The following is a 25,514-nucleotide window of genomic DNA, read 5'->3' as shown; positions in this document are numbered from 1 at the left end:
AAAAAAGAACGAAGGCCCTATGATATAACCCGGTATGTCCTACGCCGATTTCGTCCATCTTCGTGTTCATTCCGCCTATTCGCTCAGCCAGGGGGCGATCCGGGTGCCGGATATCGCCGGGCTGGCGAAGGGCATGCAGATGCCGGCGGTGGCGATCACCGATACAGGCAATCTGTTCGGGGCGCTGGAGTTCTCGCAATATTGCTCGGGCAAGGGGGTGCAGCCGATCATCGGCTGCCAGATCGGCCTGCCGCCGCGTGGGGACAAGCCGGGCCTGCCCGCCGAGCCGGTGGTGCTGCTGGCGCAGGACGATATCGGGCTGATGAACCTGCAATATCTGTCCTCGCAGGGGTTCTTGCAGGGGGACGCCGCGGAACCGACCGTGCCGCTGGAGATTCTTTGCGCGCGCGCCGAAGGGCTGATTCTGCTGACCGGTGGGACGCGGGGGCCGCTGTTCCGTTTGCTGGCCGATGGGCAGCAGGACGAGGCCGCGCGGTGGCTGGAGACTTTGCACGAGGCGTTTGGCGACCGGCTGGCGGTTGAGTTGCACCGCCATGGGTTGCCGGTCGAGCAGGCGGTGGAGCCGGGCATGATTGCGCTGGCCGACCGGCTGGGGCTGCCGCTGGTGGCGACCAATGAATGTTTCTTTCCTGATCCGGGGATGTACGAGGCGCATGATGCGTTGCTGTGCATTGCGCAGGGGCGCACGATCGCGGAGCGCGACCGCTGGCGGGTGACGCCGGAACATTGGTTCAAGCCGCCCGAGATGATGCGCGAACTGTTCGCCGATCTCCCGGAGGCCTGCGACAATACGCTGGCTATCGCCCGGCGTTGCGCGGTACGGGTGGAGACTCGCAAGCCGCTGCTGCCGGTGTGCCCCAAGGTGCAGCCGGGTGCGACCGAGGAAGAAACGCTGCGTGCGATGGCGGCCGAGGGGCTGGAAAACCGCCTGGCGCGCATGACGATGGATGATGCGACGCGGCAGGTCTATCGCGACCGGTTGACCTTCGAACTCGACATCATCGCGAAGATGGGGTTTCCCGGCTATTTCATGATCGTTGCCGACTTCATCCAGTGGGCGAAGGCGCATGATATTCCGGTGGGGCCGGGGCGTGGATCGGGGGCGGGATCGCTGGCCGCCTGGGCACTGACGATCACCGATATCGATCCGATTCCCTTCAATCTGCTGTTCGAGCGGTTCCTGAACCCCGAGCGCGTGTCGATGCCCGATTTCGATATCGATTTCTGCCAGGACCGGCGTGACGAGGTGATCCGTTACGTGCGGGAGGAATATGGCTCCGACCGGGTGGCGCAGATCATCACCTTCGGGAAATTGCAGGCCCGGGCGGCGGTGCGCGACGTGGGGCGCGTCCTGGGCCTGCCGTTCGGCATGGTCAACAAGGTTGCGGAACTGATTCCGAACAACCCGGCCAAGCCCGTGACCCTGAAGCAGGCGATCGAGGGTGAGCCCAGGCTGCAGGAAATGCGTGACGACGACGAGGCAATTCGTCGCCTGCTGGAGATCGGCCAGCAGCTTGAGGGCCTGTATCGCCATGCCAGCACCCATGCCGCTGGCGTGGTGATTGGTGACCGCCAGCTTGTCGAACTGGTACCGCTCTATCGCGATCCGAAGAGCGACATGCTGGTGACGCAGTACAACATGAAGTTCGTCGAGCAGGCTGGGCTGGTGAAGTTCGACTTTCTGGGCCTGACGACGCTGACGATTCTTCAGCGCGCGGTGCAGTTCCTCAAGGGGCTGGGGGAGACGGTGGAACTGTCGGCCCTGCCGCTGGACGATGCGCTGACCTATGAGATGCTGGCGCGCGGTGATACCGGCGGCGTGTTCCAGTTCGAAGGTGCTGGCATGCGCGATGTCCTGAAGCAGATGCGCCCGACGCGGCTGGAGGATCTGATCGCGGCGGTGGCGCTCTATCGGCCGGGACCGATGGCCAATATCCCCGATTACTGCCGTCGCAAGCATGGCGAAGCATGGGAGCCGCCGCACGAAGAGATCCGCTCGATCCTGGAAGAGACCTACGGCATCATGGTCTACCAGGAACAGGTGATGCAGATCGCCCAGAAGATGGCGGGTTACAGCCTGGGCGGCGCCGATCTGCTGCGCCGCGCGATGGGTAAGAAGATTCGCTCTGAAATGGATACGCAGCGCGAGATCTTCACCGAGGGCGCGGTGGGGCGGGGTATCGACCGCGAGAAGGCGGTCGAGGTCTTCGATTTGATGGCCAAGTTCGCGGATTATGGGTTCAACAAGTCCCATGCCGCAGCCTACGCCTTGGTATCGTACCAGACGGCGTGGATGAAGGCGAACCATCCGGTGCCCTTCCTGGCGGCGTGCATGTCGCTGGCGCGGGAAAAGACCGACAAGCTGGCGGCCCTGCGACAGGAGGCCGAGAGGCTGGGCATTCCGGTGCTGCCGCCCGACATCAACGCTTCGGGCCCGGATTTTACCGTCGAGCGTCTGGCCGATGGGCGGCTGGGTATTCGTTATGCCCTTGCGGCTGTGAAGAAGGTCGGTTTCTCGGCGATGGAGGCGCTGGTGGCGTCGCGCAGAGGGCGCCCGTTCACCGATCTGGCCGACATGGCGGCGCGGGTCGACCCGCGACAGTTGAACAAGATGCAGATCGAGAATCTGGCTAAAGCTGGGGCTTTCGATACCATTACCCCCAACAGGCATCTGGTTTCGGCGGCGGCGGAAACCGTGCTGCGGCGGGCGAACGCACAGGCGGAGGAAGCGGCCAGCGGGCAGATCGGTCTGTTCGGTGGAGGTGGCGCGACGGCGGCGCCCGAGCCGCTGCGGCTGCCCGATGTGGCCGATTGGCCGGAATTCGAGCGGCTGGGAATGGAGGCCGAGGCGATCGGCTTTCACCTGACCGCCCATCCGCTGGATTCCTATGGGCCGCTGCTGCGCCGCCTGGGGGCAGTGCGGGCGACGGGGCTGGAGGCAGCGGCTCAAGCAGGGTTGACCCGCGTGAAGATCGCGGGATGCGTTGTGGATCGCAAGGAACGGCCGACGCGCACCGGCAGCAAGATGGCCTGGGTTCGCCTGTCGGATTCCAGTGGCGGCTGCGAGGTCACGCTGTTTTCGGAGGTGCTGTCGCGCACCCGTGAGATCCTGACCGCCGGCAGCGCGATCCTGGTGACGGCGGATCTGCGGCTGGATGGCGAGGCGTTGCGCATCACCGCCAGCGATGTGGTCTCGCTGGAGCAGGCGGCGGCCGACGCGGCGGCGGAATTGCGCATCTGGTTCGATCGCGAGGACGCGGTGCCGCCAATCCATGACATCCTGGCCGACAGCAGGGGAGGGCGCGGCAAGGTGGTACTGTTGCCGTCGGTGGCCGAGACGCGGGATGTCGAGGTCACGTTGCGCGGAGCCTATCGCGTGACGCCGCGCATGGCCCAGGCGATTCGGGCCGTGGCAGGTGTCGCGCGCGTGGAGCAGGGCTGAGGCGACGGCTTTCTGCCACGTCCCGCTTGCATTGCGGGGCAAAAATGGCCATAGGACGCCCGTCGGTGGAAACACCGGCAATTCGCACGCGAGGCAATTCCTCTGGTGTCCCCAAGCGGGACCGGGGCCTCGCGGAGGACCAACCAGAAGATCAAGGATACAGCCGCCATGGCTATGCCCGATTTCACCATGCGCCAACTGCTGGAAGCCGGCGTCCATTTCGGACACCACACCCGTCGCTGGAACCCGCGCATGGCGCCGTTCCTGTTCGGCGTGCGCAACCAGGTCCATATCATCGACCTGCAGCAGACCGTTCCGATGCTGGACCGCGCCCTGAAGGCGATCCGTGACACCGTCGCCGGTGGCGGCCGCGTCCTGTTCGTCGGCACCAAGCGCGCCGCCGCAGACCAGATCGCCGAAGCCGCGAAGCGCTCCGGCCAGTATTACGTCAACCACCGCTGGCTGGGCGGCATGCTGACGAACTGGAAGACCATCACCGGTTCGATCAAGCGCCTGCGCCAGATCGACGACATGCTGAGCGGCGACACGCACGGCCTGACGAAGAAGGAAATCCTCGACATCACCCGCAACCGCGAGAAGCTCGAGCGCTCGCTGGGTGGCATCAAGGAAATGGGCGGCCTGCCGGACATCCTGTTCGTGATCGACACGAACAAGGAGAAGCTGGCGGTTGAGGAAGCCAACAAGCTGGGTATTCCGGTCGTGGCGATCCTGGACAGCAATTCCGACCCGCGCGGCGTGACCTTCCCGATCCCGGGCAACGACGACGCCATCCGCGCCATCGCGCTGTATTGCGAGCTGGTGTCGGGCGCCGTGCTGGACGGCATTTCGGCCGAGCTGGGCGCCTCGGGCGAGGATTTCGGCGCTGCCGAGGAACTGCCGATCGACACGGCCGCCGAAGTGGCGGCGGCGGAAGCCGAGACCGCTCCGGCGGTCTGATTCCGGCGGATCGGCTGAAAGGACCCCGGCTCCTCCGGGGCGGGGTCTTGATGATGATGAAAGCGCGGGCGCGTCCGGCCGGAAGGCAGGGCGCGCCCCTGCCTTGAGGAGAGACGGATATGGCGGAGATTACCGCGGCTCTGGTGAAGGAACTTCGTGAGAAGACCGGCGCCGGCATGATGGATTGCAAGAAGGCCCTGAACGAGGCCTCTGGCGAGATCGAGGCGGCCATCGACTGGCTGCGCAAGAAGGGTCTGGCCGCCGCGGCGAAGAAGTCGGGCCGGGTCACGGCCGAGGGCCTGGTTGGCGTGGCTTCGGCCCCGAACCGTGCCGCCATCGTCGAAGTGAACGCCGAGACCGATTTCGTCGCCCGCAACGAGAGCTTCCAGGGCTTTGTCGAGGCCGTGGCCAAGGCCGCGCTGGTCGCCGGCGAGGATCTGGAGAAGATCAAGGAAGTCGTGCTCGAGAGCGGCCGCACGGTTGCCGACGAACTGACGCACCTGATCGCGACCATCGGCGAGAACATGTCGATCCGCCGCGCCCGCGTGCTGAGCGTGCCGTCGGGCGTCGTGGCCAGCTACATCCACTCGGCCGTTCGTCCGGGTCTGGGCAAGATCGGCGTTCTGGCCGCCATCGAAGCGCCGTCCGAGAGCGAGGCGCTGGAGACGCTGGGCCGCCAGATCGGCATGCATGTGGCCGCCACCCGTCCGGCCGCGCTGGATATCGACAGCGTCGATCCGGCTTCGCTGGAGCGCGAGCGCGCCGTGCTGGTCGAGCAGGCGCGTGCGTCGGGCAAGCCCGAGGCGATCATCGAGAAGATGGTCGATGGCCGTATCCGCAAGTTCTACGAGGAAGTCGTTCTTCTGGAGCAGGTGTGGGTGCATGACGGCGAGAGCCGCGTGCGCAAGGTCGTCGAGAAGGCTGGTGCGAAGCTGAATGGCTTTGAGCGCTTCCAGCTCGGCGAGGGCATCGAGAAGGAAGAGAACGACTTCGCGGCTGAAGTCGCGAAGGCCGCCGGCGCCTGATCGGCGTCCGGCATACGGCATGAACGGGGCGGGGCCTTCCTGATGGAATGGGAGGCACCCGCCCTTGTGCTGTCTGCGGCCCCATATGGGGAGAGCAGTGCCATCGTTCATCTGCTGACCGAGGAACACGGGCTGTTCCACGGTCTGTCGCGCGGTGGTGCCGCGCGCGCCGGGCGGGCCTTGTGGCAGCCTGGCAATCTGGTCCGTGCCGTGTGGCGCGGGCGTCTGCCCGAACAATTGGGCAATCTCTCCGGCGAACTGGTGCATGGGTCGGCAGCGCGGGTGATGTCCGCCCCGCTGGCTCTGGCCATGCTGGCCTCGGTCTGCGCGGTGGCCGATGGCAGCCTGCCGGAACGTGAGCCACATCCCCGCATCTTCCATCTTCTGACCCGATTTTTCGCCCTGATCAGCCTCGACCCCGAGATGGCGGCGTGGAACGGCATGGCGGCCCTGCTGCGATGGGAAGCATGCCTGCTGGGTGACCTGGGCTATGGCCTTGATCTGTCAGCCTGTGCGGTGACGGGGGCGACGGATGGGCTGGCCTGGGTGTCGCCCCGGACCGGGCGGGCGGTCAGCGATGCGGGGGCCGGGACATGGCGGCCGCGCCTGTTGCGTCTGCCGCCTCTGTTTCTGGATGAGACCGATCCCGGTACCAGCGCCGACTGGCAGGATGGGCTGCGGCTGACGGGGCATTTCCTGGCACGCGATGCCTTCGGCCAGCATCACCGGCCGCTGCCGGCGGCGCGGCTGCGGCTGGCGGACATGGTCGGGGCGTTGGCGGCGCCGGACTGAGCGGCGGGTCGTCTTTCTCATCCGCGTGATGGACAAATCCTGGGTTTTCTCTATCTGTTCCTCCGGACAGGAGGAGTGCGCATGTCAGTGGAAACCAGTGGCCATATCGAGGAAACCCCCCTCGCGGAGGCGTTGAGCGAGCGCTACCTGGCCTATGCGATGTCCACCATCATGTCGCGGTCGCTGCCTGACGTGCGCGATGGGCTGAAGCCGGTGCATCGGCGGATGATCTACGCGATGCGGCAGTTGCGGCTGGACCCGAGTTCGGGGTTCAAGAAATGCGCCCGTGTCGTCGGCGATGTGATCGGTAAATACCATCCGCATGGCGATGCCTCGGTCTATGAGGCGCTGGTGCGGCTGGCGCAGGATTTTGCCGTGCGGTACCCGCTGGTCGAAGGGCAGGGGAATTTCGGCTCGATCGACGGCGATAACGCGGCGGCCATGCGGTATACCGAAGCCCGGATGACCGAGGTTGCCCGCGCGCTGTTGCAGGGAATCGACGAGGATTCGGTCGATTTCCGCCCGACCTACGATGGCGAGGAAGAAGAGCCGGTTGTTATGCCGGCGGCCTTCCCGAACCTGCTGGCCAATGGCGCGGCGGGAATCGCGGTAGGCATGGCCACCAACATCCCGCCGCATAATGTCGGGGAGATCTGCGACGCGGCGATGCTGCTGGTCCGCAAGCCCGACTCCAGCGTGGCGGACCTGATGGAACTGATGCCGGGTCCCGATTTCCCGACCGGCGGTGTCATCGTCGAGGATCGGGCGACGCTGTTGCAGGCCTATGAGACCGGGCGTGGCAGCATCCGCATCCGCGCCCGCTGGGCGGTGGAGCAGGGGCGTTTCGGCACCTGGCAGATCGTGGTGACGGAAATTCCGTACCAGGTGCAGAAATCGCGCCTGATCGAGTTGATCGCCGATCTGATGGAGCAGAAGAAGCTGCCGCTTCTGGGCGATATCCGCGACGAGAGCACCACCGACATCCGGCTGGTGCTGGAGCCGAAATCGCGCGGCGTCGAGCCTGAAGTGCTGATGGAGACGCTGTTCCGCGCCACGCCGCTGGAAAGCCGGTTCGGCCTGAATATGAACGTGCTGGGAGCCGACCGGGTGCCGGGCGTGCGCGATCTGCGCGAGGTGTTGCAGGCGTGGCTGGACCACCGGCATGAGGTGCTGCAACGGCGCAGCCGCCACCGGTTGCAGGCGGTGGATCGTCGGCTGGAGATCCTGGATGGTTTCCTGGCCGTCTACCTCAATCTTGACGAGGTGATTCGGATCATTCGCGAAGAGGATGATGCGAAGGCCGGGCTGATGGCTACGTTCTCGCTGACCGAGTTGCAGGCGGATTCGGTCCTGAACATGCGGCTGCGCAGCCTGCGACGGCTGGAAGAGATCGAGATCCGCAAGGAGCATGCCGACCTGAGCGCCGAGCGCGCGGGGCTGAACGACCTGCTGGAGAGCGAAACCCTGCGCTGGAAGACGATCGCCGGGGAAATCAAGGAGATCCGCAAGGCATTCGGCAGTGGCAAGCTGGGGGCGCGGCGCACCGAACTGGCGGCTCCGCCGCGCGCGATCGACGTGTCGGTGGTGGAGGCCGTGGAGCGCGAGCCACTGACCCTGATCATGTCGGCCAATGGGTGGGTCAAGACCGTGAAGGGCCATGCGGTCGATCCGGCGGCCCAGAAATTCAAGGAGGGAGACAAGTTCCGCCTGGCGGTGGAATGCCAGTCCACCGACCGGCTGTGCTTCTTCGCCACCGATGGGCGGGCCTTTACGCTCCGGGCTGCCGATCTGCCGCGCGGCCGTGGCGATGGCCAGCCGATCCGCCTGTTGGCCGACCTGTCGAACGACGAAGATGTGGTGGCGGTGTTCCCTGTGCGCGAGGGCGGCCGGCATCTGCTGGCGTCCAGTTCCGGGCGTGGCCTTGTGGTGCGCGACGAGGACATGGTGGCCGAAAAGCGCACCGGGCGGCAGGTGCTGAACCTGAAGGACGATGAGAGCGCGCGCATCTGCCTGCCGGTTGAAGGCGACCATGTGGTGGTGCTGGGCCAGAATCACCGCATGCTGGTCTTCCCGGTGGCACAGTTGCCGGAAATGGCGCGCGGGCTGGGCGTGGCCTTGCAGAAATACAAGGATGGCGGGCTGCTGGATGCCTGTATCCTCTCCTCGACGGATGGTGTGGCCTGGCCCGATCCGGCACGGGTGCGGGCTTTCGCCGATTTCCGCGATTACCTGGGCAAGCGGGCTGATATCGGTCGCGCGGCGCCCGCATGGGCGACCCGGAAGCCCAAGCCGAAGGCGTAAGGCCGAGCGGGGACGCGGCGCGTCCCGCTATTCCGGCAGACTGACCGGGAAGCGGGAGGCGTTGCTGCCATTGGCGGGCAGGTTGGCGGGGTCAAGCGCCGTCCAACTGCCGTGATGGAGGATTTCCGCCGGGCGGAAGCGGGATTTGTAGGCCATCTTGGCGCTGTCGCGGATCCAGTAGCCCAAATAGAGATAGGGCAGGCCGAGGCGCCCGGCATACGCAATCAGGTGCATGATGGCGTAGGACCCCAGCGAATGGTCTTCCATGCCGGGGTCGAAGAAGCTGTAGACCGCCGACAGCCCGTCATCCAGCCGGTCGATCAGGCTGACGCAGACGAGCTGGTCTTCCTGGGTGCGGAACTCGACCATTGCCGTATCGACCGGCGTATCCTCGATCATCGCGCGGTAGTCGTAGAAGTTCATTGCCGCCATGTCCCCTTCCGCATGGCGGGCGAACTGATAGCGCTGGAACAGCACGAACTGTTCGGTCGTGGCATGGGCCGGGACTTCGAACCCCTCGATCGTCGCGTTGCGGCGCAGGGTGCGGCGCTGCGTCCGGTCGGGGCTGAAGGTCGCCACCGGCACCCGGATGGGAACGCAGGCATTGCATGACGGGCACACCGGGGCATAGGCGATGGTGTGGCTGCGCCGGAAACCGGCGCGGGACAGGCGGTTGTGCAGCCGTTCGGCGTCCGGGCCGCCGATGTCGGTCACGACCTTGCGCTCCATGCGGCCAGAAACATAGGGGCATGGCATGGGGGCGGTCGTGTAGAAAAGCTGCGGACGACGCGGCGATGTATAGGTCATACGCCTCCTCGACTGGCTTCAGCGCCCCATTGGGCCGACGGTGACAGTGGCCCCGTACGATAACCTGAAGCGTCGCGAGGCAGCGGTCAGGACCGATGGTAACGGCAAAGGGGCCGCCTTGCATCACAAACCGCCATGGAGATGACGATTTGTGACATGGGCATGACGCGGTTAGCCGTTGCGCAGGCGGCGCGCGGCCTCGACCGCGAAATAGGTCAGCACGCCGCTGGCGCCGGCGCGGCGGAAGGCCAGCAGGCTCTCCAGCATCGTGCGTTCGGGGTCCAGCCAGCCATTTTCCATGGCGGCGGTCAGCATCGCGTATTCGCCCGACACCTGATACGCGAAGGTGGGAACGGCGAAGCGGTCGTGGACGCGGCGGATGATGTCCAGATAGGGCATGCCCGGCTTGACCATGACCATGTCCGCGCCTTCGGCCAGGTCGAGCGCCACTTCGCGCAGGGCCTCGTCGCTGTTGGCGGGGTCCATCTGATAGGTCTTCTTGTCGCCTTTCAGCAGGCCGCCAGAGCCCAGCGCGTCGCGGAACGGGCCGTAGAACGCGCTGGCATATTTGGCGGCGTAGGACATGATCCGGGTGCCGACCAGCCCCTGGGCGTCCAGGTCGCGCCGGATGGCGCCGATGCGGCCGTCCATCATGTCGGACGGGGCGATGATGTCGATGCCTGCCGCGGCCTGGTTGACCGCCTGCCGCGACAGCACCTCGACGGACTCGTCGTTGACGACGTAGCCGTCGCGGATCAGCCCGTCATGTCCGTGGTCGGTGTAGGGGTCCAGCGCCACGTCGCCGATCAGGCCCATCTCGGGGAATTCGCGCTTCAGCAGCCGGGCGGCGCGGCACATCAGGTTGTCCGGGTTGACGGCCTCGGTGCCCTTTTCGTCACGCTGGCTGGTGGGGGTGATCGGGAACAGCGCGAGGGCCGGGATGTCCAGCTTGGCCGCCGGTTCGACATGGGCGGCCAGCCGGTCCAGCGTGACGCGGCGCACGCCGGGCATCGAGGCCACGTCGGTCTCGCTGTCGGTGCCTTCCATGACGAAGATCGGCCAGATCAGATTGTCGACCGTCAGTGTCGTCTCGGCAACCAGGCGGCGGGTGAACGGGTCCTGCCGGTTGCGGCGCGGACGGGTGGTGGGAAACTGGCCGAGCGTCATGATGCGGTCTCCGGAAATGACCGGCACATTATGGAGCGCGTTCGCCAGTGTGGCCAGACGCGGCCGCCGGGGGGCTGTGTTCCCGGCGGCCGCGTTGGCGGTCAGGCGTCTTTGGCCAGATGGCTGTTGCGGCGGCTGTAGCCGAAATAGATCACCATGCCGATGAGTAGCCATACGCCCAGCCGGATCCATGTGAGCCCGTCCAGCGACAGCATGACCGCCGTGCAGGAGACGATGCCGAGGACGGGTATGATCGGGCCGCCGGGCACGCGGAAGCGGCGCTCCATGTCCGGGGCGCTGCGGCGCAGGAACATGACGCCGATACAGACGATGACGAAGGCCAGCAGGGTGCCGATCGAGGTCATGTGCGCGAGCTGGTCGATCGGCAGGAATGCCGCCAGCGCGCCGGTCAGGACCATGAACAGCAGGTTGGAATACCACGGCGTGCGCCATGTGGGGTGGATGGAGGCGAACAGGCGCGGCAGCAGCCCGTCGCGTGACATGGCGTAGAAGACGCGGCTCTGCCCCAGCAGCAGCACCAGCAGGACCGAGGTGAAGCCGCAGATGATGCCGAACTTCACCGCCAGCTTCAGCCAGGCGAAGGGCGTCTGGTCAATCGCGGTGGCGACCGGCGCGGCGTCGCCCAGCATGTCCTTGTAATTCACCAGCCCGGTCATCACGAGCGAGAACAGGACATAGGCGATCGTGCAGATCACCAGGCTGCCCAGAATGCCGATCGGCATGTCGCGGCCGGGGTTGCGGGCTTCCTGCGCCGCCGTGGAGACGGCGTCGAAGCCGACATAGGCGAAGAAGATGGTGCCGGCCGCGCGCATGATGCCGGAGAAGCCGAAATGGCCGAACGTGCCGGTATTGTCCGGGATGAAGGGAACGTAGTTCGCCGTCTTGATATAGGGCAGGCCGAACGCGACGACGGCGATGATGATCGCCAGCTTCACCACCACGATGACGGCATTGACCCGCGCCGATTCGGACACGCCGCGGATCAGCAGCGCCGAGACGACACAGATGATGAAGGCGGCCGGCAGGTTCATCAGCCCCACGACATGGCTGCCATCGGGCAGTGCGACCGTCTCGAAGGGCGAGGCCAGCAATCTGGGCGGGAGCGAGATCCCCCAACTGCCGAGCAGCGACGAGACGTAGCGCGACCAACTGACCGACACGGCGGCGGCGCCGACGGCATATTCGAGCACCAGGTCCCAGCCGATGATCCAGGCCACGAACTCGCCCAGGGCCATGTAGGCGTAGCTGTAGGCGCTGCCCGCGATCGGGATCATGCTGGCGAGTTCGCTGTAGCACAGGCCGGCGAAGCCGCAGGCGATGGCGGCGACGATGAAGGACAGCACTACGGCGGGGCCCGCGTTTTCCGACGCGGCGATGCCGGTCAGCGAGAACAGGCCGGCGCCGATGGTGCAGCCGACTCCCAGGGCGATCAGGCTGGCCGGGCCCAGGACCCGGCGCAGGCCCTGCGTATCGGCGGGAATTTCGATTCGTTTGCGGCGTAGCAGGCTCGAGCTGGACTGGGTAACGGGCGGCTGCGCCATGCAGGGCGTCTCCTGGGAAGGGGGGTGTCGGAGGGGAACGTGCCGGGTCGCGGAGCGGTCGGCGGGAGGATATCGGTTATTCGGCGTGTGGCCTCGCCGGGGTGGAGACGCTAGAATGCGCAAAATTGCAATGACGCGCGGGCTGGGGCCATGGGAACTTTTCCGGGGACCGGCTAAAGGCGTTGCACGAAAGCTTGGAGAATATAACGATGCCGGACCAGTTGAGCCAGAGCGGGTTGCAGTCCTATTTCCGCGCCGCCCTTTCAGAGCGTGATCCGGCCGTGGCCGGGATGATCGCCGGTGAGCTGGAGCGACAGCGCGACGGGATCGAGCTGATCGCCAGTGAGAACATGGTCTCGCAGGCCGTGCTGGAGGCCCAGGGCAGCGTCCTGACCAACAAATATGCCGAGGGCTATCCGGGCCGGCGCTATTACGGCGGCTGCGTCGAGGTCGACAAGGTCGAGGCGCTGGCGATCGAGCGGGTGAAGACGCTGTTCGGGGCCGGGTTCGCCAATGTGCAGCCGCATTCCGGCGCCAATGCCAACCAGGCCGCCTTTATGGCGCTGGTCAGTCCCGGCGACACCATCCTGGGCATGAGCCTGGCCGCCGGCGGCCATCTGACGCACGGGGCCGCGCCGAACTATTCCGGCAAGTGGTTCAACGCGGTGCAGTATGGCGTGCGCCGCGAGGATGGCCTGCTGGATTACGAGGAGATGGAGCGGCTGGCCCGTGCCGAGCGGCCGAAGCTGATCGTGGCCGGTGGATCGGCTTATCCGCGCGTGATCGATTTCGCGCGTTTCCGCGCCATCGCCGACGAGGTCGGGGCCTATCTGATGGTCGACATGGCCCATTTCGCCGGACTGGTGGCGGCTGGCCTGTATCCTTCGCCGGTGCCGCACGCCCATATCGTGACCAGCACCACGCACAAGACGCTGCGCGGTCCGCGTGGCGGGCTGATCCTGACCAATGACGCCGACCTGGCGAAGAAGATCAATTCGGCGGTGTTCCCCGGCCTTCAGGGTGGTCCGCTGATGCATGTGATCGCCGCCAAGGCGGTGGCGTTCGGCGAGGCGCTTCAGCCGGAATTCCGCACCTATCAGGAAGCGGTGGCGGCCAATGCCAACGTGCTGGCCGAGACGCTGCTGGCGCGCGGCTTCGACATCGTGACTGGTGGCACCGACAGCCATCTGCTGCTGGTCGACCTGCGCCCCAAGAAGGTGACCGGCCGGGCCGCCGAGCGTGCCCTGGAGCGGGCCGGGATCACGGCGAACAAGAATGCCGTGCCGTTCGACCCGGAGAAGCCGGCGGTGACCTCGGGCATCCGTCTGGGCAGCCCGGCGGCCACGGCGCGCGGGTTCGGCGTGGAGGAGTTCCGGGCGATCGGCGAGATGATCGACGAGGTTCTGACCGCCGTGGCCGAGAAGGGCGACGAGGGATGCGCCGAGACCGAGCAGGCGGTGCATGAGAAGGTGAAGGCGCTCTGCGCCCGCTTCCCCATCTATCGCTGAATTTCGCTGAGTTTTTAAACGAGAACGGGCGCCGGAGATGATCCGGCGCCCGTTTCTTTTTTGGCGGCGTTTGCCGCCGCCTTTCGGTGCCCGGAGACCATGCCGGGCACCTTGGTCGTAACCGCTTCCGCCGGATCAGTTCAGCGGAACGGGCTTTTCGTCCAGGACCCGGGGCGGTGCGGATTTCTGCAGGCTGGTGACCGTCGCGGCGTCGACGGGGGAGGCGTTGTTGCCCCAGGCGCCACGGATGAATGTCACCACATCGGCAATCTGCTGCGCGCTGAGCATCTGGCTGTAGGACGGCATGACGAATGCCGACGGCGCCTTGGCCATGCCCGGCAGGGCCGCGCCGCTCTGGACGACATGGACCAGGGAGTCCGGCTGTTCGCTCATGACCACCGGGTTGCCGGCAAGCGGCGGGAAGGCCGGTGCGTAGCCGTGGCCGTCGGTGCGGTGGCAGGCGGCGCAATGATCGACATACAGCTTGGCGCCACGGGCCGAGGCATCGCCATGCTGCAAGGCCGTCGCGGCCGCGGGGTCGTAATGCCAGGCCGCCACGTTCGGGTTATTGGGCTGGAGGTAGCGGAGATACTGCGCCATGGCGTGCAGGTCCTCCGTGCTGAGATGCTGCGTGCCGTGATAGACGGCGTCGGTCATGCCGCCGAACGATTCGCCTTTCAGGTTCCGGCCCGTGGACAGGAACGCCACGATGTCATCCTCGGACCAGGAGGCCAGGCCTGTGCGCTGGTCCTGGCGCAGGCTGGTCGGCACGAAACCGTCGATCGGCGCGCCGCCCGACAGGAAGGCCGTTCCCGAACTGGCGGACAGGGCCTTCTCCTGCAAGGCGATGCCGCGCGGAGAATGGCAGGCGCCGCAATGGCCCGGGCCTTCCACCAGATAGGCGCCGCGCGCGATGGCGGGCGTGGGGAAGGTGCGATGGACGTCTTTCTGCGCCGACGGGACGGACGGTGCGAAGACCGCGCGCCAGAAGATCATCGGCCAGCGCATCGACATCGGCCAGGGGATGCCGTTGGCGGGGGCCGCCTGGGCGACCGGCTGCACGCCCTTCATGAAATAGGTGTAGAGCGCGTGGATGTCGCTGTCGCTCATGCGGGCATAGGACGGGAACGGCATGGCCGGATAGAGGCTGGCGCCGTCCCGGCGGACGCCCTCACGCACCGCGCGGGCGAACTCGGCCTCGGAATAGGCGCCGATGCCGTGCGCCGGGTCGGGCGAGATATTGGATGAGTAGATCGATCCAATCGGGAGCTTGAATTCCATGCCGCCCGCGTAGGGGCGGCCACCCTTGACGGTGTGGCAGGCACTACAGTCGGAGGCTTCGGCGACATAGCGCCCCTGGGCGACCAGATCCGCCGACGCATCCGCGCGGGCCTGCGGCACGTGGGCGAGCACGAGGAGGGCGGCGGCGCCGAGAGCCGCCGTGAACGGGAATGTGCAGTGTTTCATGCTTGCACCATGGGGCCGGGGTTTTTCAGATAGGTCGTGCGGATGTGATAGGCTGCCCAATAGGCAAGCGCGGCCACCATGCCGGTCGGATTATATCCCATGCCCTGCGGGAACGCGCTGGCGCCGATGACGAAGACGTTAGAGACGTCCCAGCTTTGCAGGTAGCGGTTGATGGCGCTCGTCTTCGGGTCGGCGCCCATGACGGCGCCGCCGCCGAGGTGGGTCGTCTGATAGCGCCGCGTATCGAAGACGTCGTTGGCGTGGAGCGTGCCCAGCGCGTAGCGCGTCGCCCCCAGCTCCTTCATGATGGGCTCGATCTTGCTCACCACATACTGGTTCATCCGGATGTCGTTGTCCTTCCAGGTGAACGTCATCCTGAGCAGGGGCTGGCCGTAGGCGTTCTTGTAGGTCGGGTCGAGGTCCAGATAGATGTCCCGGTACGCCATGTTGCTGCCATGGGCGTCGATCGTGAGCGAATGGCGGTAGGTCTCCACCATCGCGTCCTTGTAGCCTTCGCCCCAGGTCGGCGCCTTGCCGCCCGGCCCGCCGATGGCGGCGGCGATCGGCTTGACGCCGGCCTGGTTGACCCACACGGGTGAGCCACCCACGAAGCCGAGGGGGCCGTGATCGAAATTCATGCTGTTGAAATCATCGATGGCGACACCCGCGCCGCCGGCACCGACGAACAGGTTGGTGTACTGCTTGGATGGGAGCCACGCACGGGAGGTCGTGATCGTCTGGTACACGAAGTTGCGCCCGATCGTGCCCGTGTTCTTGACCGGGTCGTAGGGCTCGCCGATGCCGGACAGCAGCATGAGATGGACGTTGTGGAACTGGAAGGCGCTGATGATGACGAGGTCGGCCTGCAACTGGACTTCCTGATTCGTGCGCAAATCGAGATAGGTGACGCCCGTTGCCTTCTTGCCGTCGCTGTCGAGATCGACCTTCAGGACATGGGCCTTGGTGATCAGCGTGAATTTCGGATCCTGGCGCAGGGCGGGCAGGATGTTCACGTTGGGAGAGGCCTTGGAGTACATGTAGCAATCGTACCCGCTGCAATATCCGCAGAAATTGCACGGCCCCATCTGCACGCCATAGGGATTGGTATATTGGGCCGAGGCGTTGGCCGCCGGCAGGGAGTAGGGGTGATACCCCACATTGGCCGCCGCCTTCTTGAAGATGCTGGCGGAATAGACGTCTTTCATCGCAGGCAGGGGGAAGGCGTCGGAGCGGTCCGGCGCGAAGGGATTGCCGGTGCCGGCGACCTTGCCCTTGATGGTGTAGGGTTCGCCCGACGTGCCGAAGACCTTTTCCGCCTTGTCGAAGAACGGCTCCAGTTCCTCGTAGGTCACGTCGTAATCCTGAAGGTTCATGCCTTCGGGGATGAAGTTCTTGCCGTATTTGGCCACGACGTTGCTGCGCAGCGCCAGGTCGTCCGGCGCGACGCGGAAATGGACCCCCGACCAGTGAAGGCCGGCCCCGCCGACGCCCTCGCCGGGCAGGAAGGCCGCGAGGCGACGATAGGGCACGGCAACCTGGTCGGTCGTATTGCGAATGGTGACCGTCGACTGGGACAGGTTCTGGAACAGGCGGTGGCGGATGGCGCCCCGGAGTTCGTCGATGGAGGTGGGGTAGTCGCCTTCCACGGCCGTCGCGCGATCTTCCCCGCGTTCCAGGATGGTGACCGAGAGGCCGGCCTCGGTCAGTTCCTTGGCGAGGATCGATCCCGCCCAGCCTGCGCCGATAACGATGGCGTCGGTCTTCTTCGTGGTCATGATATGAAAATCCTTAGGCTGTTTCGCCGGAAATCGAGACGGGTCCAAACGGGTAGGCAGCGCCTTCCTGGTTGACCCAGTCCATGAAATCCGCGCGGGCTCCGGGGAAGCCGAGCAGCGTCCAGCCGGCGAGGCCCTTGTTGCCGCCGTAGAGAGGATCGGAAAAAACGCCTTCGAGCGTGTTCTGGCGCAACTGCTCGAACAGGAGGTGTGCCGGAACGGCACCCAGCGCCATGTCGCCGTGTTCGAACTCTTTCAGGACGGCTGTCTGGGTGGCGGCGTCGAGGTCGGCGAAGCTGCGGCCGTCATGGTGCTCGCGCGTATAGGCGTCGGCGCCCGCGATGCCCTGGCGGTAGACTTCGCGCGGCGGCAGGGAGAGCTGGTAGCCGAGATTGGCCGGCGCGCTCACGAAGGGGCCGGACATGTACCACAATTCGCCACGTCCATAGGCGGTGTCCATCTGGCGGTCGATGAATTCGGGGGCGCCGAGGCCGCGCGCGCCGGGACCGTGGGCGTCGGTCGGGTAGATGCGCTCGCAGGCCGCGTTCAGGAAGCGCCATTCCTCCTTGTTGAAATAGCGCGGCGCATAGGGACCTGCATTGCCGACGGCGAGGGCATCGGCCCAGACCTTGTGGTCGCTGTAAAGCCAGAACGACGCGGACCCCAGGAGGCCGCCGATGAAACGGCGTCGGGTCGATGAGGGCATTTTCATTGTGGACTCCATCTAATAAAAAATACACACGGTGGGTTCTTGATGACGCTCAACAGATTTCTCTCTGTATAGGGCGTCATGCTCGCGAAATTTTTATGGCTCTAACGATATTCAATTCCTTTCCTTTGGTCTGTTTTTGTTTTTGTCTTCCTTGGGTTTCGTTCTGATCATGATCAACACTTCCGATCTCTCTGAGGGGCGGGGTGAATGTCCCTTTGCGGATGACCGGAGCTATGGGATGATCGCCGGACGAAGAAGTGACTGTCTGAAATGCATCGCTTGAATGCTCATGGCCCGTCGCAATCAGAGGAGAGAGGCTGGTGAGCACACGCGGCAGTCAGAAAAAGGTGAATCTGCAGTGCGTTGCCGATGAAGCCGGAGTCTCGCGGGCGACCGCGTCGCTGGTGTTGCGGGAAAGCCCCCTTGTTTCGGCCGAAACGCGCAAGCGCGTGATCGCGGCCATGCAAAAGCTCGGCTACATCTACAACCGGGGCGCCGCCAACCTCCGGCGGCAGAAGACCGGCACGATCGGCGTGGTGCTGTGCAATATCGGCAGCCCGTTCTACAGCAAGCTGCTGATCGGCATCGATGAGGTGTTCGTCGATGCCGGCATCGTGGCGCTCCTGGTCAACAGCGCCGAGAATACCGAGCGGCAGATGCGCCAGATCTGGCGCCTGCGGGAACATGGCGTGGATGGGCTGATCATCTGTCCGGCGGTGGGCAGTGACGAAACGCTCCTCTCCGAGATCGAGAAAATGGGGCTGCCTTACGTGCAGGTGCTGCGCCATGTGTCGCAGACCGCCGGCGACTATGTGGGGCCCGATTACGCTGGCGGCACCGACCTGGCGGTTTCGCATCTGGTCAGGCATGGACGCAGGAAAATCGCTTTTCTGGGCGGAAACCCCGTCCATTCGGCGGCCTGCGAGCGGCTTGAGGGATTCCAGCGGGCGCTCAGGCGTCATCGCCTGGAAAGCGACCTGATCATACCGACCGATCTCGATAACCTGTCCGATTTCGGCTCGCTGGAAAGCCTCATGGCGTCCTCGTCCGCTCCGGATGCCGCGATCTGCTACAACGACATGGTCGCGCTGTCCCTCATGGGGCGGCTGCTCTCGGAGGGGGAACTGCCCGGTCGCGATTTCGCGGTGATCGGGGCGGATAACCTGCCGCAGGCCGCAACGTCGTTTCCAACCCTGACGACGATCGTGACCGACCCCGTCGGGGTGGGGCGCAATGCCGCGCGGCTGCTTCTGGACCGGATTACGGAACCGCGTGCATCCAGCATGCGTATTCTCGTATCGGGCCAGTTGATGGTTCGGGAAAGCTGCGGCGGACCGTTGCCGTAAAACGCCTGGCCGGGTGCCGGCCTGCTGTACACATCCGTCCGTTACGCGATCGCTGGACACGCGAAGGTACGATACCTCCCGGCTGGGAGGCGTCGTGTCGAAACGATCAGATACGGACGGAATAGTCATGCGCAAATATCCGTTTGGACCGATCTAAAAAAAGGACACATAAGACTTAAAGCCCAGCATTGCGGAGTTACGCAATCCCTTTTGGCCGTTCGGGTTCATATAGTACTGGAAGTCGGGGCTGAAGGTCACGCCGCGCATAACATGTATGGAATAATCGAGTTCCAGCACCTCGGCATTCGTCTGCACGCCCGTGGCATGGTTGGGCATGCCGGAATATTTGTCGGCATTCACCATGGCGATGGTGGTGTCTCTCGTGCCCGGTGCGATGCTGACATAGGAAAACGCGGCGCCCAATATGTCCTGGGGCCGGCCGGGGAAGAGGCCCTGGCTCATGAACGCGCCGTAGACTTCGAAATCACGGACCGAAGTGTGGGGAGAGTTGTAGATGTACCCGCCCATGAACGTCAGGCCGCTGCTCTTGGGGCGATTGGAATAGTTCATGATTTTCTGGTCAAACATGAAATATGTCTGCCATGAGGAATTCCGCATGAGCTGCTTGCCGCCATAGACATAGTAGGCCTGCCCCGCGGTGTTGTAATAATTGTCGGGTCTCCGGACATCGTCGTAAACGAAGCCGAATTTATAATGGCCGGGAAGATCGTGGTTGGCGCCGAATTTCGGCTCCCACTGGGCCTCGACCGGGATTTCGTATCCTATGATGTTCGCACCGTTCCATTTGAAGCCGGTGCGGTGCTGATAGTCCATGTAGATGCCGTTTTCCGCGAAATAGACGGCTGTCTGAATGTAGAGATCCTTGCGAGGACGCCCCTTGAGGCGAAAGGCCCAGGTTGATGCCGGGTAGCTGCTGTAAAAGGTGCTGTCCGCCGCCGCCTTGGGACGTCCGCAGAACGAATTGTTCTGGAAATTGCAGAAGAGCGGGCTGGAGGCGAAATCCGACATCTGGGACATGCGGCCGCCCGCGATCAGCAGCCGGCCATTATAGAGGCTCTGCTCTCCGTACAGGGAGACCAGATGGACGACCACGTTGCCGCCGCCGCCGTAAATTTCCGAACTATGGGCCAGCCAGTCGCCGAACATCCGGTTGGCGGTCGTGCCGTAGCGGCCGACGGTGGTCATGTGCGTCATGAACCCCTTGATGCCGGCCAGTTGTTCCCAGTCCACGGTCAGGTTGGCCGAGTATTGGCCGGCGTTGCTCGATCCCTGGCGATAGTTGCCGTAATGGGGGCCGCGCGTGGGGGCCTGCAGCGCGCCCGCATATTCGTTGGTGTTATCGAAATGAAAGCCGATGCCGCGCCGCTGGAGCCAGGGTGTGACGCCGAAAAGAGCGGGGAACAGGGCGGGTGGCCCTTTGGTGATGGGGGCCGGCTGTCCGCTCCGGGGGGGCGTAAGAGGCGGCGACGGGTATGTCGTCAGGATGCCCGGCGGAATGGATGCCTGCGGGGGGGCATTCTCTTGGACCGAATTAAGTGGAGACGATGCATTCTGCTGCGGGCCGAGAGTCTGATTCTGGTTCTGGCTCTGCTTCGCCGCTTTGGTCACCTTGGCGGTGCTTTGCGCCTGCTGTGCGAATGACGGGGTGGTGTTGCAGGATAGTTGAAGAAAGGCGAGCGTAATAAACGCCAAATTCCTGTAGTTTCTGAACTTGAAACAGGAACACTGTGCGCCTTGTTGTTTATATACAGAGCCTGTCATCTGAAATCCGGTGACCTGAAGTGTATTATATACTTTATATCCTATCCGAATCATGCTGGGGGCTCGGATAAAATACTCGATATCGTTAAGCGAGCGAGATGCCATACAATCGTCACGCTTCACAGGCCATCCCTGATCACGAAAACCGTGATCGCGGGTGGGGAGCGGGCAAACCATGAAAACCATTTTAGACCGATATAAAAATCCGGCTTGGTGAATTTATGAAAAAAAAGACATATTCTCATAAGGATGGCTGATTTTTCGGCCCTTTTCCGTGTGATGCGAGAGGGGCCCGAGGGGGCGGTCATGACACCGTGTTCACAATATAGTGATTTAGACCGATCTAGTGAAACTATGCCCGTGCATGGCAAAGGGCGCTCAGGACGTTACGCAACACCACCCGAAAGGCGAACCGGATGCTGCGACTCAAGAGTGCATCGACCAGGACCGATTCCCGCCTTGCGCGCCGGATGGCGTGCGGGTTCGTCATCGGCCTGAACCTGCTGTCTGGCGCGGCCTTTGCGGAGGCCCGGTCTGCCGGCGTTGTCGCGTTGCCCCAGGCGCGGGCCATGGCGCAGGCGGCGGAAAGCAAGGCCGCGTCGAACGGTACGGCCATCGTCGTGCATATCGTGGACGGCGGCGGACGGACGATCCTGGTTGAGCGGATGGCGGACGCGCAGATCGCGAGCCTTGACCTGGCGGAACGCAAGGCGATCAGCGCGGTCTTTTACAAGCGCCCCTCCGCCGCATTCGAAACGGCGCTGACCGGCGGGAAAATGGCGGTGCTGGCCTTGCCGCATGCCATGCCGGCTGCTGGTGGAATCCCGATTTTTCATGATGGACGTCTGATCGGCGCCATTGGGGTGAGCGGAGGAAACAACGCTCAGGATGAACAGGCGGCGGAAGCCGGCCTGGCAGCGATGAAAGAGTGAGCGGGCATTGTGGACGGTTTTCCACAGGGCGGGATTCGTGGAGCGGATCGCCCGCCCTTCCGTGGCGAAACCGTCTTGTCCTCGGCCATCCCGATGCGTGTTCTGGAGAAAAGTGAGGCATGAACAGAAATACTGACGTGAACGGCGACAGGTCCGCCCGGAAATCCGGCGTGAGTCGCCGCTCGCTCATGCTGGGAACGGTCGTAACCGGCTTTTCGGCGGCTTTTGGCGAGTTCGGATTTTCCGGGGATGTCGCGCATGCCGCGACGGTCAACGATGCGACGTTCCTGTCGGTATCCCGCGCCATCACCGGGCATTCGGAACTGCATCCGGTCATCGCACGCCGCCTGTTCGCGGCGATGCAGAAGACGTTTCCGGATTATCCGGCAAAGATACAGGCTCTTTCCGGCCTGGTCGCGCAGGGTGGCACGCCCCGGGAGATCCTGGACCGCGCCGGCGACCTGAAGGACGACCTGCTGGCCCTGAACGCGGCCTGGTACACCGGGTCGGTGCAGGACAAGACGAATGCGCCGACGGTCGCGTACTATGACGCGCTGATGTACCAGCCGGCGCGCGATGGACTGCCGGTTCCCACCTATTGTTTCGACCGGCCGGGCTGGTGGACGGAGACGCCGCCGCCGCTGGGTATTCCCGTTCATGCGCCGCTGCCGGCCACGCCGCCGGCTCCGGTGCCGCAGGGTGTCGAAAGCAAGACGCCGCCGCAGACGCCGCCGTTGGGAACCATTCCCCCGTCATCTCCTCCCCATTCTCCGTTGCCGCACAGGGAGCTATAAATCGTGGCCAAACCAGAATTTTCCCAGTCCGGCGACGTATCGGCCGACGTCGTTGTCGTCGGCTCGGGGGTCGTGGGCGGTATGATCGCGAACGAACTGGCCGCAGCAGGTCGTTCGGTCGTCATTCTCGAAGCCGGTTTGCGCCTCAAGCGCGAGGAGTATGTCGAGAACTGGCGGAACATGTCGTTCCATAATCGCCTGCATTCCGATTTCCAGGGGCTGTATCCGCAATCTCCGCTGGCTCAGGCGCCGCTGTATTTTCCGCCGAATGATTATGTCGGCCTGTCCGGTCCCAATGGTTCGGCCTTCAAGCAGGGCTATCTGCGGACGGTCGGCGGCACGACGTGGCACTGGGCGGCATCGTGCTGGCGGCATCTGCCCGTCGATTTCGAGATGAAGTCGCGTTATGGCGTCGGCCGGGACTGGGCGATTTCCTATAACGAGCTTGAGCCGTACTATTGCCGGGCGGAAGAGGAGATGGGGGTTTCGGGCCCGTTCGACGTTTCCCTCCAGTCGCCTCCGGAACGCAGCCGGCCTTATCCCCGCGACATGATCCCCTTCGGCTATGGCGATCGCCGGGTGGCGGAGATCGTGAATCCGCACGGCTTTCATCTTGTGCCGATTCCGCAGGGGCGGAGCATGGAGCCTTTCGGGGATCGTCCGTCCTGCTGCGGCAACAACAACTGCCAGCCGATCTGCCCGATCGGCGCCATGTATAACGGCATCCAGCATATCGACCGGGCGGAAGCCAACGGGGCGGTGACGCTCGCCGAGGCCGTCGTCTATCGGATGGATACGGACGAGAACAACCGGATCACGGCCGTCTACTGGTATGATGCGCATCGCCAGTCGCACAAGGCGACCGGCAAGACGTTCGTGCTGGCGTGCAACGGGATCGAGACGCCGAGGCTGCTGCTGCTGGCGGCCAATGCCCGCAACCCGAACGGCATCGCCAATTCGTCCGACCAGGTCGGGCGGAACATGATGGACCATTCGGGCGTGCATGCGTCCTTCCTGGCCAATGAGCCGCTCTGGTTCGGGCGCGGGCCGGCGCAGAGCAGTTGCATCGTCGGGCCCCGGGACGGTGGTTTCCGCAGCGAGTATTCCGCGAACAAGATGATCCTGAACAATATCAGCCGTGTCGCGCCGGCGACCCAGCAGGCGCTGGAACTTGGACTGGTCGGCCAGGAACTGGATGATGAAATCCGCCGTCGCGCGGCGTGCGGTGTCGATCTTTCGATCAGCCTCGAGCCGTTGCCGGACCCCAGTAACCGGCTGACCCTGAGCAAGACGCGACAGGATGCGCTCGGTCTGGCGTGCCCGGACATTCATTATGATGTCGGCGATTATGTTCGCAAGGGACTGGATTCGGTCAACGAGCAGGTCAAGCAGATCGCGGGTCTTCTGGGCGGCACCGAGCTGCGCATCACGACCGATTACAACGCGAACAATCACATCATGGGCGGCACGATCATGGGCAAAAGTCCCAAGGATTCGGTCGTTGACGGAGATTGCCGGGCCCATGACCACCCCAACCTCTGGTTGCCCGGCGGCGGGGCGATGCCATCGGCCAGCGTGGTGAACACGACGCTGAGCATGGCGGCCCTCGGCCTGAAGGCGGCCGACTCCATCAAAGCTGATTTCGAAAAGGGACGGGCATGATGCAGAGTTCCAGAAAGGTGCGGGGACTGGCCGGTCATGTCGGACTGGCCGCCGCAGCGCTGGTATTGTCCTGCACCGTCGTTCGGGCGCAGGTGCCGGAATCGAATGAAGCCCTTGCCCAACGCGGGCACTATCTTGCCGTCGCGGCGGATTGCGCCGCCTGCCATACGGCGCCCGGTGGCGGAAAGCCGTTTGCCGGTGGCTATGGCATCGCATCGCCGCTGGGTTCGATCTATGCCACCAACATCACGCCTTCGAAGACGTACGGCATCGGCGCCTATACCGAGGCGCAGTTTGCCCGCGCATTGCGCGAAGGCATTCGTGGCGACGGCGCGCATCTTTACCCCGCGATGCCCTATACGTCGTACACGAAGCTGACCGACGAAGACATTCACGCCCTGTATGTCTATTTCATGACCGACGTGAAGCCGGTCGAGGCGAAGGCGCGGGAGACGGCGCTGCCGTTCCCGTACAACATTCGTGCCAGCATGGCGTTCTGGAACATGCTCTTCCTGGACGATACGCGCTTCAAGCCGGAACCGGGCAAGTCGGCCGAAGTCAATCGCGGGCATTATCTGTCCTACGCGCTGGCGCATTGCGATACCTGCCACACGCCGCGTAATGCGATGATGGCCGAGATCGGCAGCAAGGCGCTGGGCGGTGCATCGCTGGCATCGTGGTATGCGCCCAATATCACGTCGGATCAGAAAAGCGGTGTCGGCTCCTGGAGCGATGACGATCTCGCCCGGTATCTGAAGACCGGCGACGTGCCTGGGAAGGCCCAGGCGGGCGGCCCGATGGCGGAAGCGGTCGAGCATAGCTTCCAGTATCTGGACGACAGCGATATTCGCGCGATTGTCGCTTATATCAAGCAGGTTCCCGCGATTTCGGACAGCAAAGATACCGCGCCGCGCGATGCGTACGGCAAGTCGTCGGATCGTGAGGATGTCTATCGCGGTGTGGCGGAAAGCGGGATGAGCCGCGGGGAGCGCCTGTTTACCGGTGAATGCGCGGCCTGTCACCGCCCGACCGGCAAGGGCAGCCCGGACGGATATTATCCGCAACTTTTCCACAATACGGCCGTTGGTGCGCCGATTGCGGATAACCTGATTTCGACGATCCTGATGGGTGTCAGGCGGGAAGTGGGTGGCCATACGGTCTATATGCCGGGCTTTGGCGCGGGGTCGTATGTGGACTCGCTCTCCGATCAGGATATTGCGGATATCAGCAATTATGTTGAGCAGGAATTCGGCAATCCGGCCGTGAAGGTCTCGGCGGATGACGTGAAGCTGATCCGCTCGGGTGGTCCCAAGCCGCTGATTGCGAAGCTCGGGGCATTCGCCGTGCCGGGCATGATCGTCGGGGTTCTGGTTCTGGCTGGTCTTGTCGTGCTGGTCGTGCGCCGGGTCCGGAAGAAACATTGAAGCATGGCCCGGTTTCAGGGGCGGATGGGTTGATATTG

The 25,514-nt window shown here is 64.3% G+C and carries 18 protein-coding genes; 11 read left to right on the top strand and 7 right to left on the bottom strand.

Annotated features, from left to right (window positions below; genetic code table 11):
* Positions 1-34: 34 nt before the first annotated feature.
* The 5 genes from dnaE (at position 35) to parC (ending at position 8,538) form a co-directional block, all read left to right on the top strand.
* Complete coding sequence (dnaE, locus tag ACMAUO_RS12990; RefSeq protein ID WP_420357415.1) at positions 35-3,463, top strand: DNA polymerase III subunit alpha; 3,429 nt, start codon at positions 35-37, stop codon at positions 3,461-3,463.
* Positions 3,464-3,631: 168 nt separating this feature from the next.
* On the top strand, positions 3,632-4,420 hold the full coding sequence (rpsB, locus tag ACMAUO_RS12985; RefSeq protein WP_182964058.1) for a 30S ribosomal protein S2: 789 nt from the start codon (positions 3,632-3,634) through the stop codon (positions 4,418-4,420).
* Between the two features lie 119 nt (positions 4,421-4,539).
* Entirely contained in the window at positions 4,540-5,445 is a 906-nt protein-coding gene (gene tsf / locus ACMAUO_RS12980; protein WP_420357414.1) for a translation elongation factor Ts, read from the top strand.
* A gap of 42 nt (positions 5,446-5,487) precedes the next feature.
* Positions 5,488-6,237, top strand: coding sequence for a DNA repair protein RecO (gene recO / locus ACMAUO_RS12975; protein WP_420357413.1), 750 nt, complete (start codon positions 5,488-5,490; stop codon positions 6,235-6,237).
* Positions 6,238-6,318: 81 nt separating this feature from the next.
* Positions 6,319-8,538, top strand: a complete 2,220-nt coding sequence (gene parC, locus ACMAUO_RS12970) for a DNA topoisomerase IV subunit A (protein WP_420357412.1) — start codon at positions 6,319-6,321, stop codon at positions 8,536-8,538.
* A gap of 27 nt (positions 8,539-8,565) precedes the next feature.
* Here parC and ACMAUO_RS12965 read toward each other — a convergent pair whose 3' ends face one another.
* The 3 genes from ACMAUO_RS12965 to ACMAUO_RS12955 form a co-directional block, all read right to left on the bottom strand.
* Positions 8,566-9,345, bottom strand: a complete 780-nt coding sequence (locus ACMAUO_RS12965) for an arginyltransferase (protein ID WP_420357411.1) — start codon at positions 9,343-9,345, stop codon at positions 8,566-8,568.
* Between the two features lie 171 nt (positions 9,346-9,516).
* Positions 9,517-10,512: a porphobilinogen synthase gene (gene hemB, locus ACMAUO_RS12960; protein WP_420357410.1), complete on the bottom strand. Its 996-nt coding sequence runs from the start codon at positions 10,510-10,512 to the stop codon at positions 9,517-9,519.
* A gap of 101 nt (positions 10,513-10,613) precedes the next feature.
* Positions 10,614-12,074: an APC family permease gene (locus ACMAUO_RS12955; protein ID WP_420357409.1), complete on the bottom strand. Its 1,461-nt coding sequence runs from the start codon at positions 12,072-12,074 to the stop codon at positions 10,614-10,616.
* Positions 12,075-12,283: 209 nt separating this feature from the next.
* On the opposite strand from ACMAUO_RS12955, the gene glyA reads away from it, so the two are divergent.
* Positions 12,284-13,582: a serine hydroxymethyltransferase gene (glyA, locus tag ACMAUO_RS12950; protein ID WP_420357408.1), complete on the top strand. Its 1,299-nt coding sequence runs from the start codon at positions 12,284-12,286 to the stop codon at positions 13,580-13,582.
* A gap of 135 nt (positions 13,583-13,717) precedes the next feature.
* Here glyA and ACMAUO_RS12945 read toward each other — a convergent pair whose 3' ends face one another.
* From ACMAUO_RS12945 to ACMAUO_RS12935, 3 genes are read right to left on the bottom strand one after another with little or no spacing between them, the layout of a single operon-like run.
* Positions 13,718-15,049, bottom strand: coding sequence for a c-type cytochrome (locus ACMAUO_RS12945; RefSeq protein WP_420357407.1), 1,332 nt, complete (start codon positions 15,047-15,049; stop codon positions 13,718-13,720).
* Positions 15,046-16,824, bottom strand: a complete 1,779-nt coding sequence (locus tag ACMAUO_RS12940; protein WP_420357406.1) for a GMC family oxidoreductase — start codon at positions 16,822-16,824, stop codon at positions 15,046-15,048. Before ACMAUO_RS12940 ends, ACMAUO_RS12945 begins: the two co-directional genes overlap by 4 nt.
* A gap of 13 nt (positions 16,825-16,837) precedes the next feature.
* Positions 16,838-17,536 carry a gluconate 2-dehydrogenase subunit 3 family protein gene (locus tag ACMAUO_RS12935; protein ID WP_420357405.1) on the bottom strand — a complete coding sequence of 233 codons (699 nt, stop codon included), beginning with the start codon at positions 17,534-17,536 and terminating at the stop codon, positions 16,838-16,840.
* Between the two features lie 320 nt (positions 17,537-17,856).
* Here ACMAUO_RS12935 and ACMAUO_RS12930 point away from each other — a divergent pair, with 320 nt between their 5' ends.
* Entirely contained in the window at positions 17,857-18,882 is a 1,026-nt protein-coding gene (locus tag ACMAUO_RS12930; protein WP_420357404.1) for a LacI family DNA-binding transcriptional regulator, read from the top strand.
* A gap of 153 nt (positions 18,883-19,035) precedes the next feature.
* Here ACMAUO_RS12930 and ACMAUO_RS12925 read toward each other — a convergent pair whose 3' ends face one another.
* Positions 19,036-20,787 (bottom strand): carbohydrate porin, encoded by a 1,752-nt coding sequence (locus tag ACMAUO_RS12925; RefSeq protein ID WP_420357403.1) that lies wholly within the window; start codon positions 20,785-20,787, stop codon positions 19,036-19,038.
* A 293-nt stretch (positions 20,788-21,080) separates the two neighbouring features.
* Between ACMAUO_RS12925 and ACMAUO_RS12920 the strand changes: the two genes are divergently transcribed.
* The 4 genes from ACMAUO_RS12920 to ACMAUO_RS12905 all read left to right on the top strand — a co-directional run bounded on the left by ACMAUO_RS12920 (position 21,081) and on the right by ACMAUO_RS12905 (position 25,476).
* The gene (locus tag ACMAUO_RS12920) at positions 21,081-21,596 is read left to right on the top strand and encodes a GlcG/HbpS family heme-binding protein (protein WP_420357402.1); all 516 of its coding nucleotides are present in this window, start codon (positions 21,081-21,083) and stop codon (positions 21,594-21,596) included.
* A gap of 119 nt (positions 21,597-21,715) precedes the next feature.
* Positions 21,716-22,390 (top strand): sugar dehydrogenase complex small subunit, encoded by a 675-nt coding sequence (locus ACMAUO_RS12915; protein ID WP_420357401.1) that lies wholly within the window; start codon positions 21,716-21,718, stop codon positions 22,388-22,390.
* A gap of 3 nt (positions 22,391-22,393) precedes the next feature.
* Entirely contained in the window at positions 22,394-24,052 is a 1,659-nt protein-coding gene (locus tag ACMAUO_RS12910; RefSeq protein ID WP_420357400.1) for a GMC family oxidoreductase, read from the top strand.
* The gene (locus ACMAUO_RS12905; protein ID WP_420357399.1) at positions 24,052-25,476 is read left to right on the top strand and encodes a c-type cytochrome; all 1,425 of its coding nucleotides are present in this window, start codon (positions 24,052-24,054) and stop codon (positions 25,474-25,476) included. Before ACMAUO_RS12910 ends, ACMAUO_RS12905 begins: the two co-directional genes overlap by 1 nt.
* Positions 25,477-25,514 lie beyond the last annotated feature (38 nt).

It is taken from the genome of Gluconacetobacter brunescens, assembly GCF_048695475.1.
Taxonomy (GTDB): Bacteria; Pseudomonadota; Alphaproteobacteria; order Acetobacterales; family Acetobacteraceae; genus Gluconacetobacter.
Note: the sequence above shows the minus strand (reverse complement) of the source record. Positions and strands in the feature narration are given on the sequence as shown.

Excerpts from the sequence above, each read along its gene's own strand:
- dnaE (WP_420357415.1), top strand. The coding sequence starts at position 35 with ATGTCCTACGCCGATTTCGTCCATCTTCGTGTTCATTCCGCCTATTCG.
- ACMAUO_RS12935 (WP_420357405.1), bottom strand. The coding sequence starts at position 17,536 with ATGAAAATGCCCTCATCGACCCGACGCCGTTTCATCGGCGGCCTCCTG.
- recO (WP_420357413.1), top strand. The coding sequence starts at position 5,488 with ATGGAATGGGAGGCACCCGCCCTTGTGCTGTCTGCGGCCCCATATGGG.
- ACMAUO_RS12905 (WP_420357399.1), top strand. The coding sequence starts at position 24,052 with ATGCAGAGTTCCAGAAAGGTGCGGGGACTGGCCGGTCATGTCGGACTG.
- hemB (WP_420357410.1), bottom strand. The coding sequence starts at position 10,512 with ATGACGCTCGGCCAGTTTCCCACCACCCGTCCGCGCCGCAACCGGCAG.
- ACMAUO_RS12965 (WP_420357411.1), bottom strand. The coding sequence starts at position 9,345 with ATGACCTATACATCGCCGCGTCGTCCGCAGCTTTTCTACACGACCGCC.
- ACMAUO_RS12920 (WP_420357402.1), top strand. The coding sequence starts at position 21,081 with ATGCTGCGACTCAAGAGTGCATCGACCAGGACCGATTCCCGCCTTGCG.
- parC (WP_420357412.1), top strand. The coding sequence starts at position 6,319 with ATGTCAGTGGAAACCAGTGGCCATATCGAGGAAACCCCCCTCGCGGAG.
- ACMAUO_RS12940 (WP_420357406.1), bottom strand. The coding sequence starts at position 16,824 with ATGACCACGAAGAAGACCGACGCCATCGTTATCGGCGCAGGCTGGGCG.
- ACMAUO_RS12955 (WP_420357409.1), bottom strand. The coding sequence starts at position 12,074 with ATGGCGCAGCCGCCCGTTACCCAGTCCAGCTCGAGCCTGCTACGCCGC.
- glyA (WP_420357408.1), top strand. The coding sequence starts at position 12,284 with ATGCCGGACCAGTTGAGCCAGAGCGGGTTGCAGTCCTATTTCCGCGCC.
- rpsB (WP_182964058.1), top strand. The coding sequence starts at position 3,632 with ATGGCTATGCCCGATTTCACCATGCGCCAACTGCTGGAAGCCGGCGTC.
- tsf (WP_420357414.1), top strand. The coding sequence starts at position 4,540 with ATGGCGGAGATTACCGCGGCTCTGGTGAAGGAACTTCGTGAGAAGACC.
- ACMAUO_RS12945 (WP_420357407.1), bottom strand. The coding sequence starts at position 15,049 with ATGAAACACTGCACATTCCCGTTCACGGCGGCTCTCGGCGCCGCCGCC.
- ACMAUO_RS12915 (WP_420357401.1), top strand. The coding sequence starts at position 21,716 with ATGAACAGAAATACTGACGTGAACGGCGACAGGTCCGCCCGGAAATCC.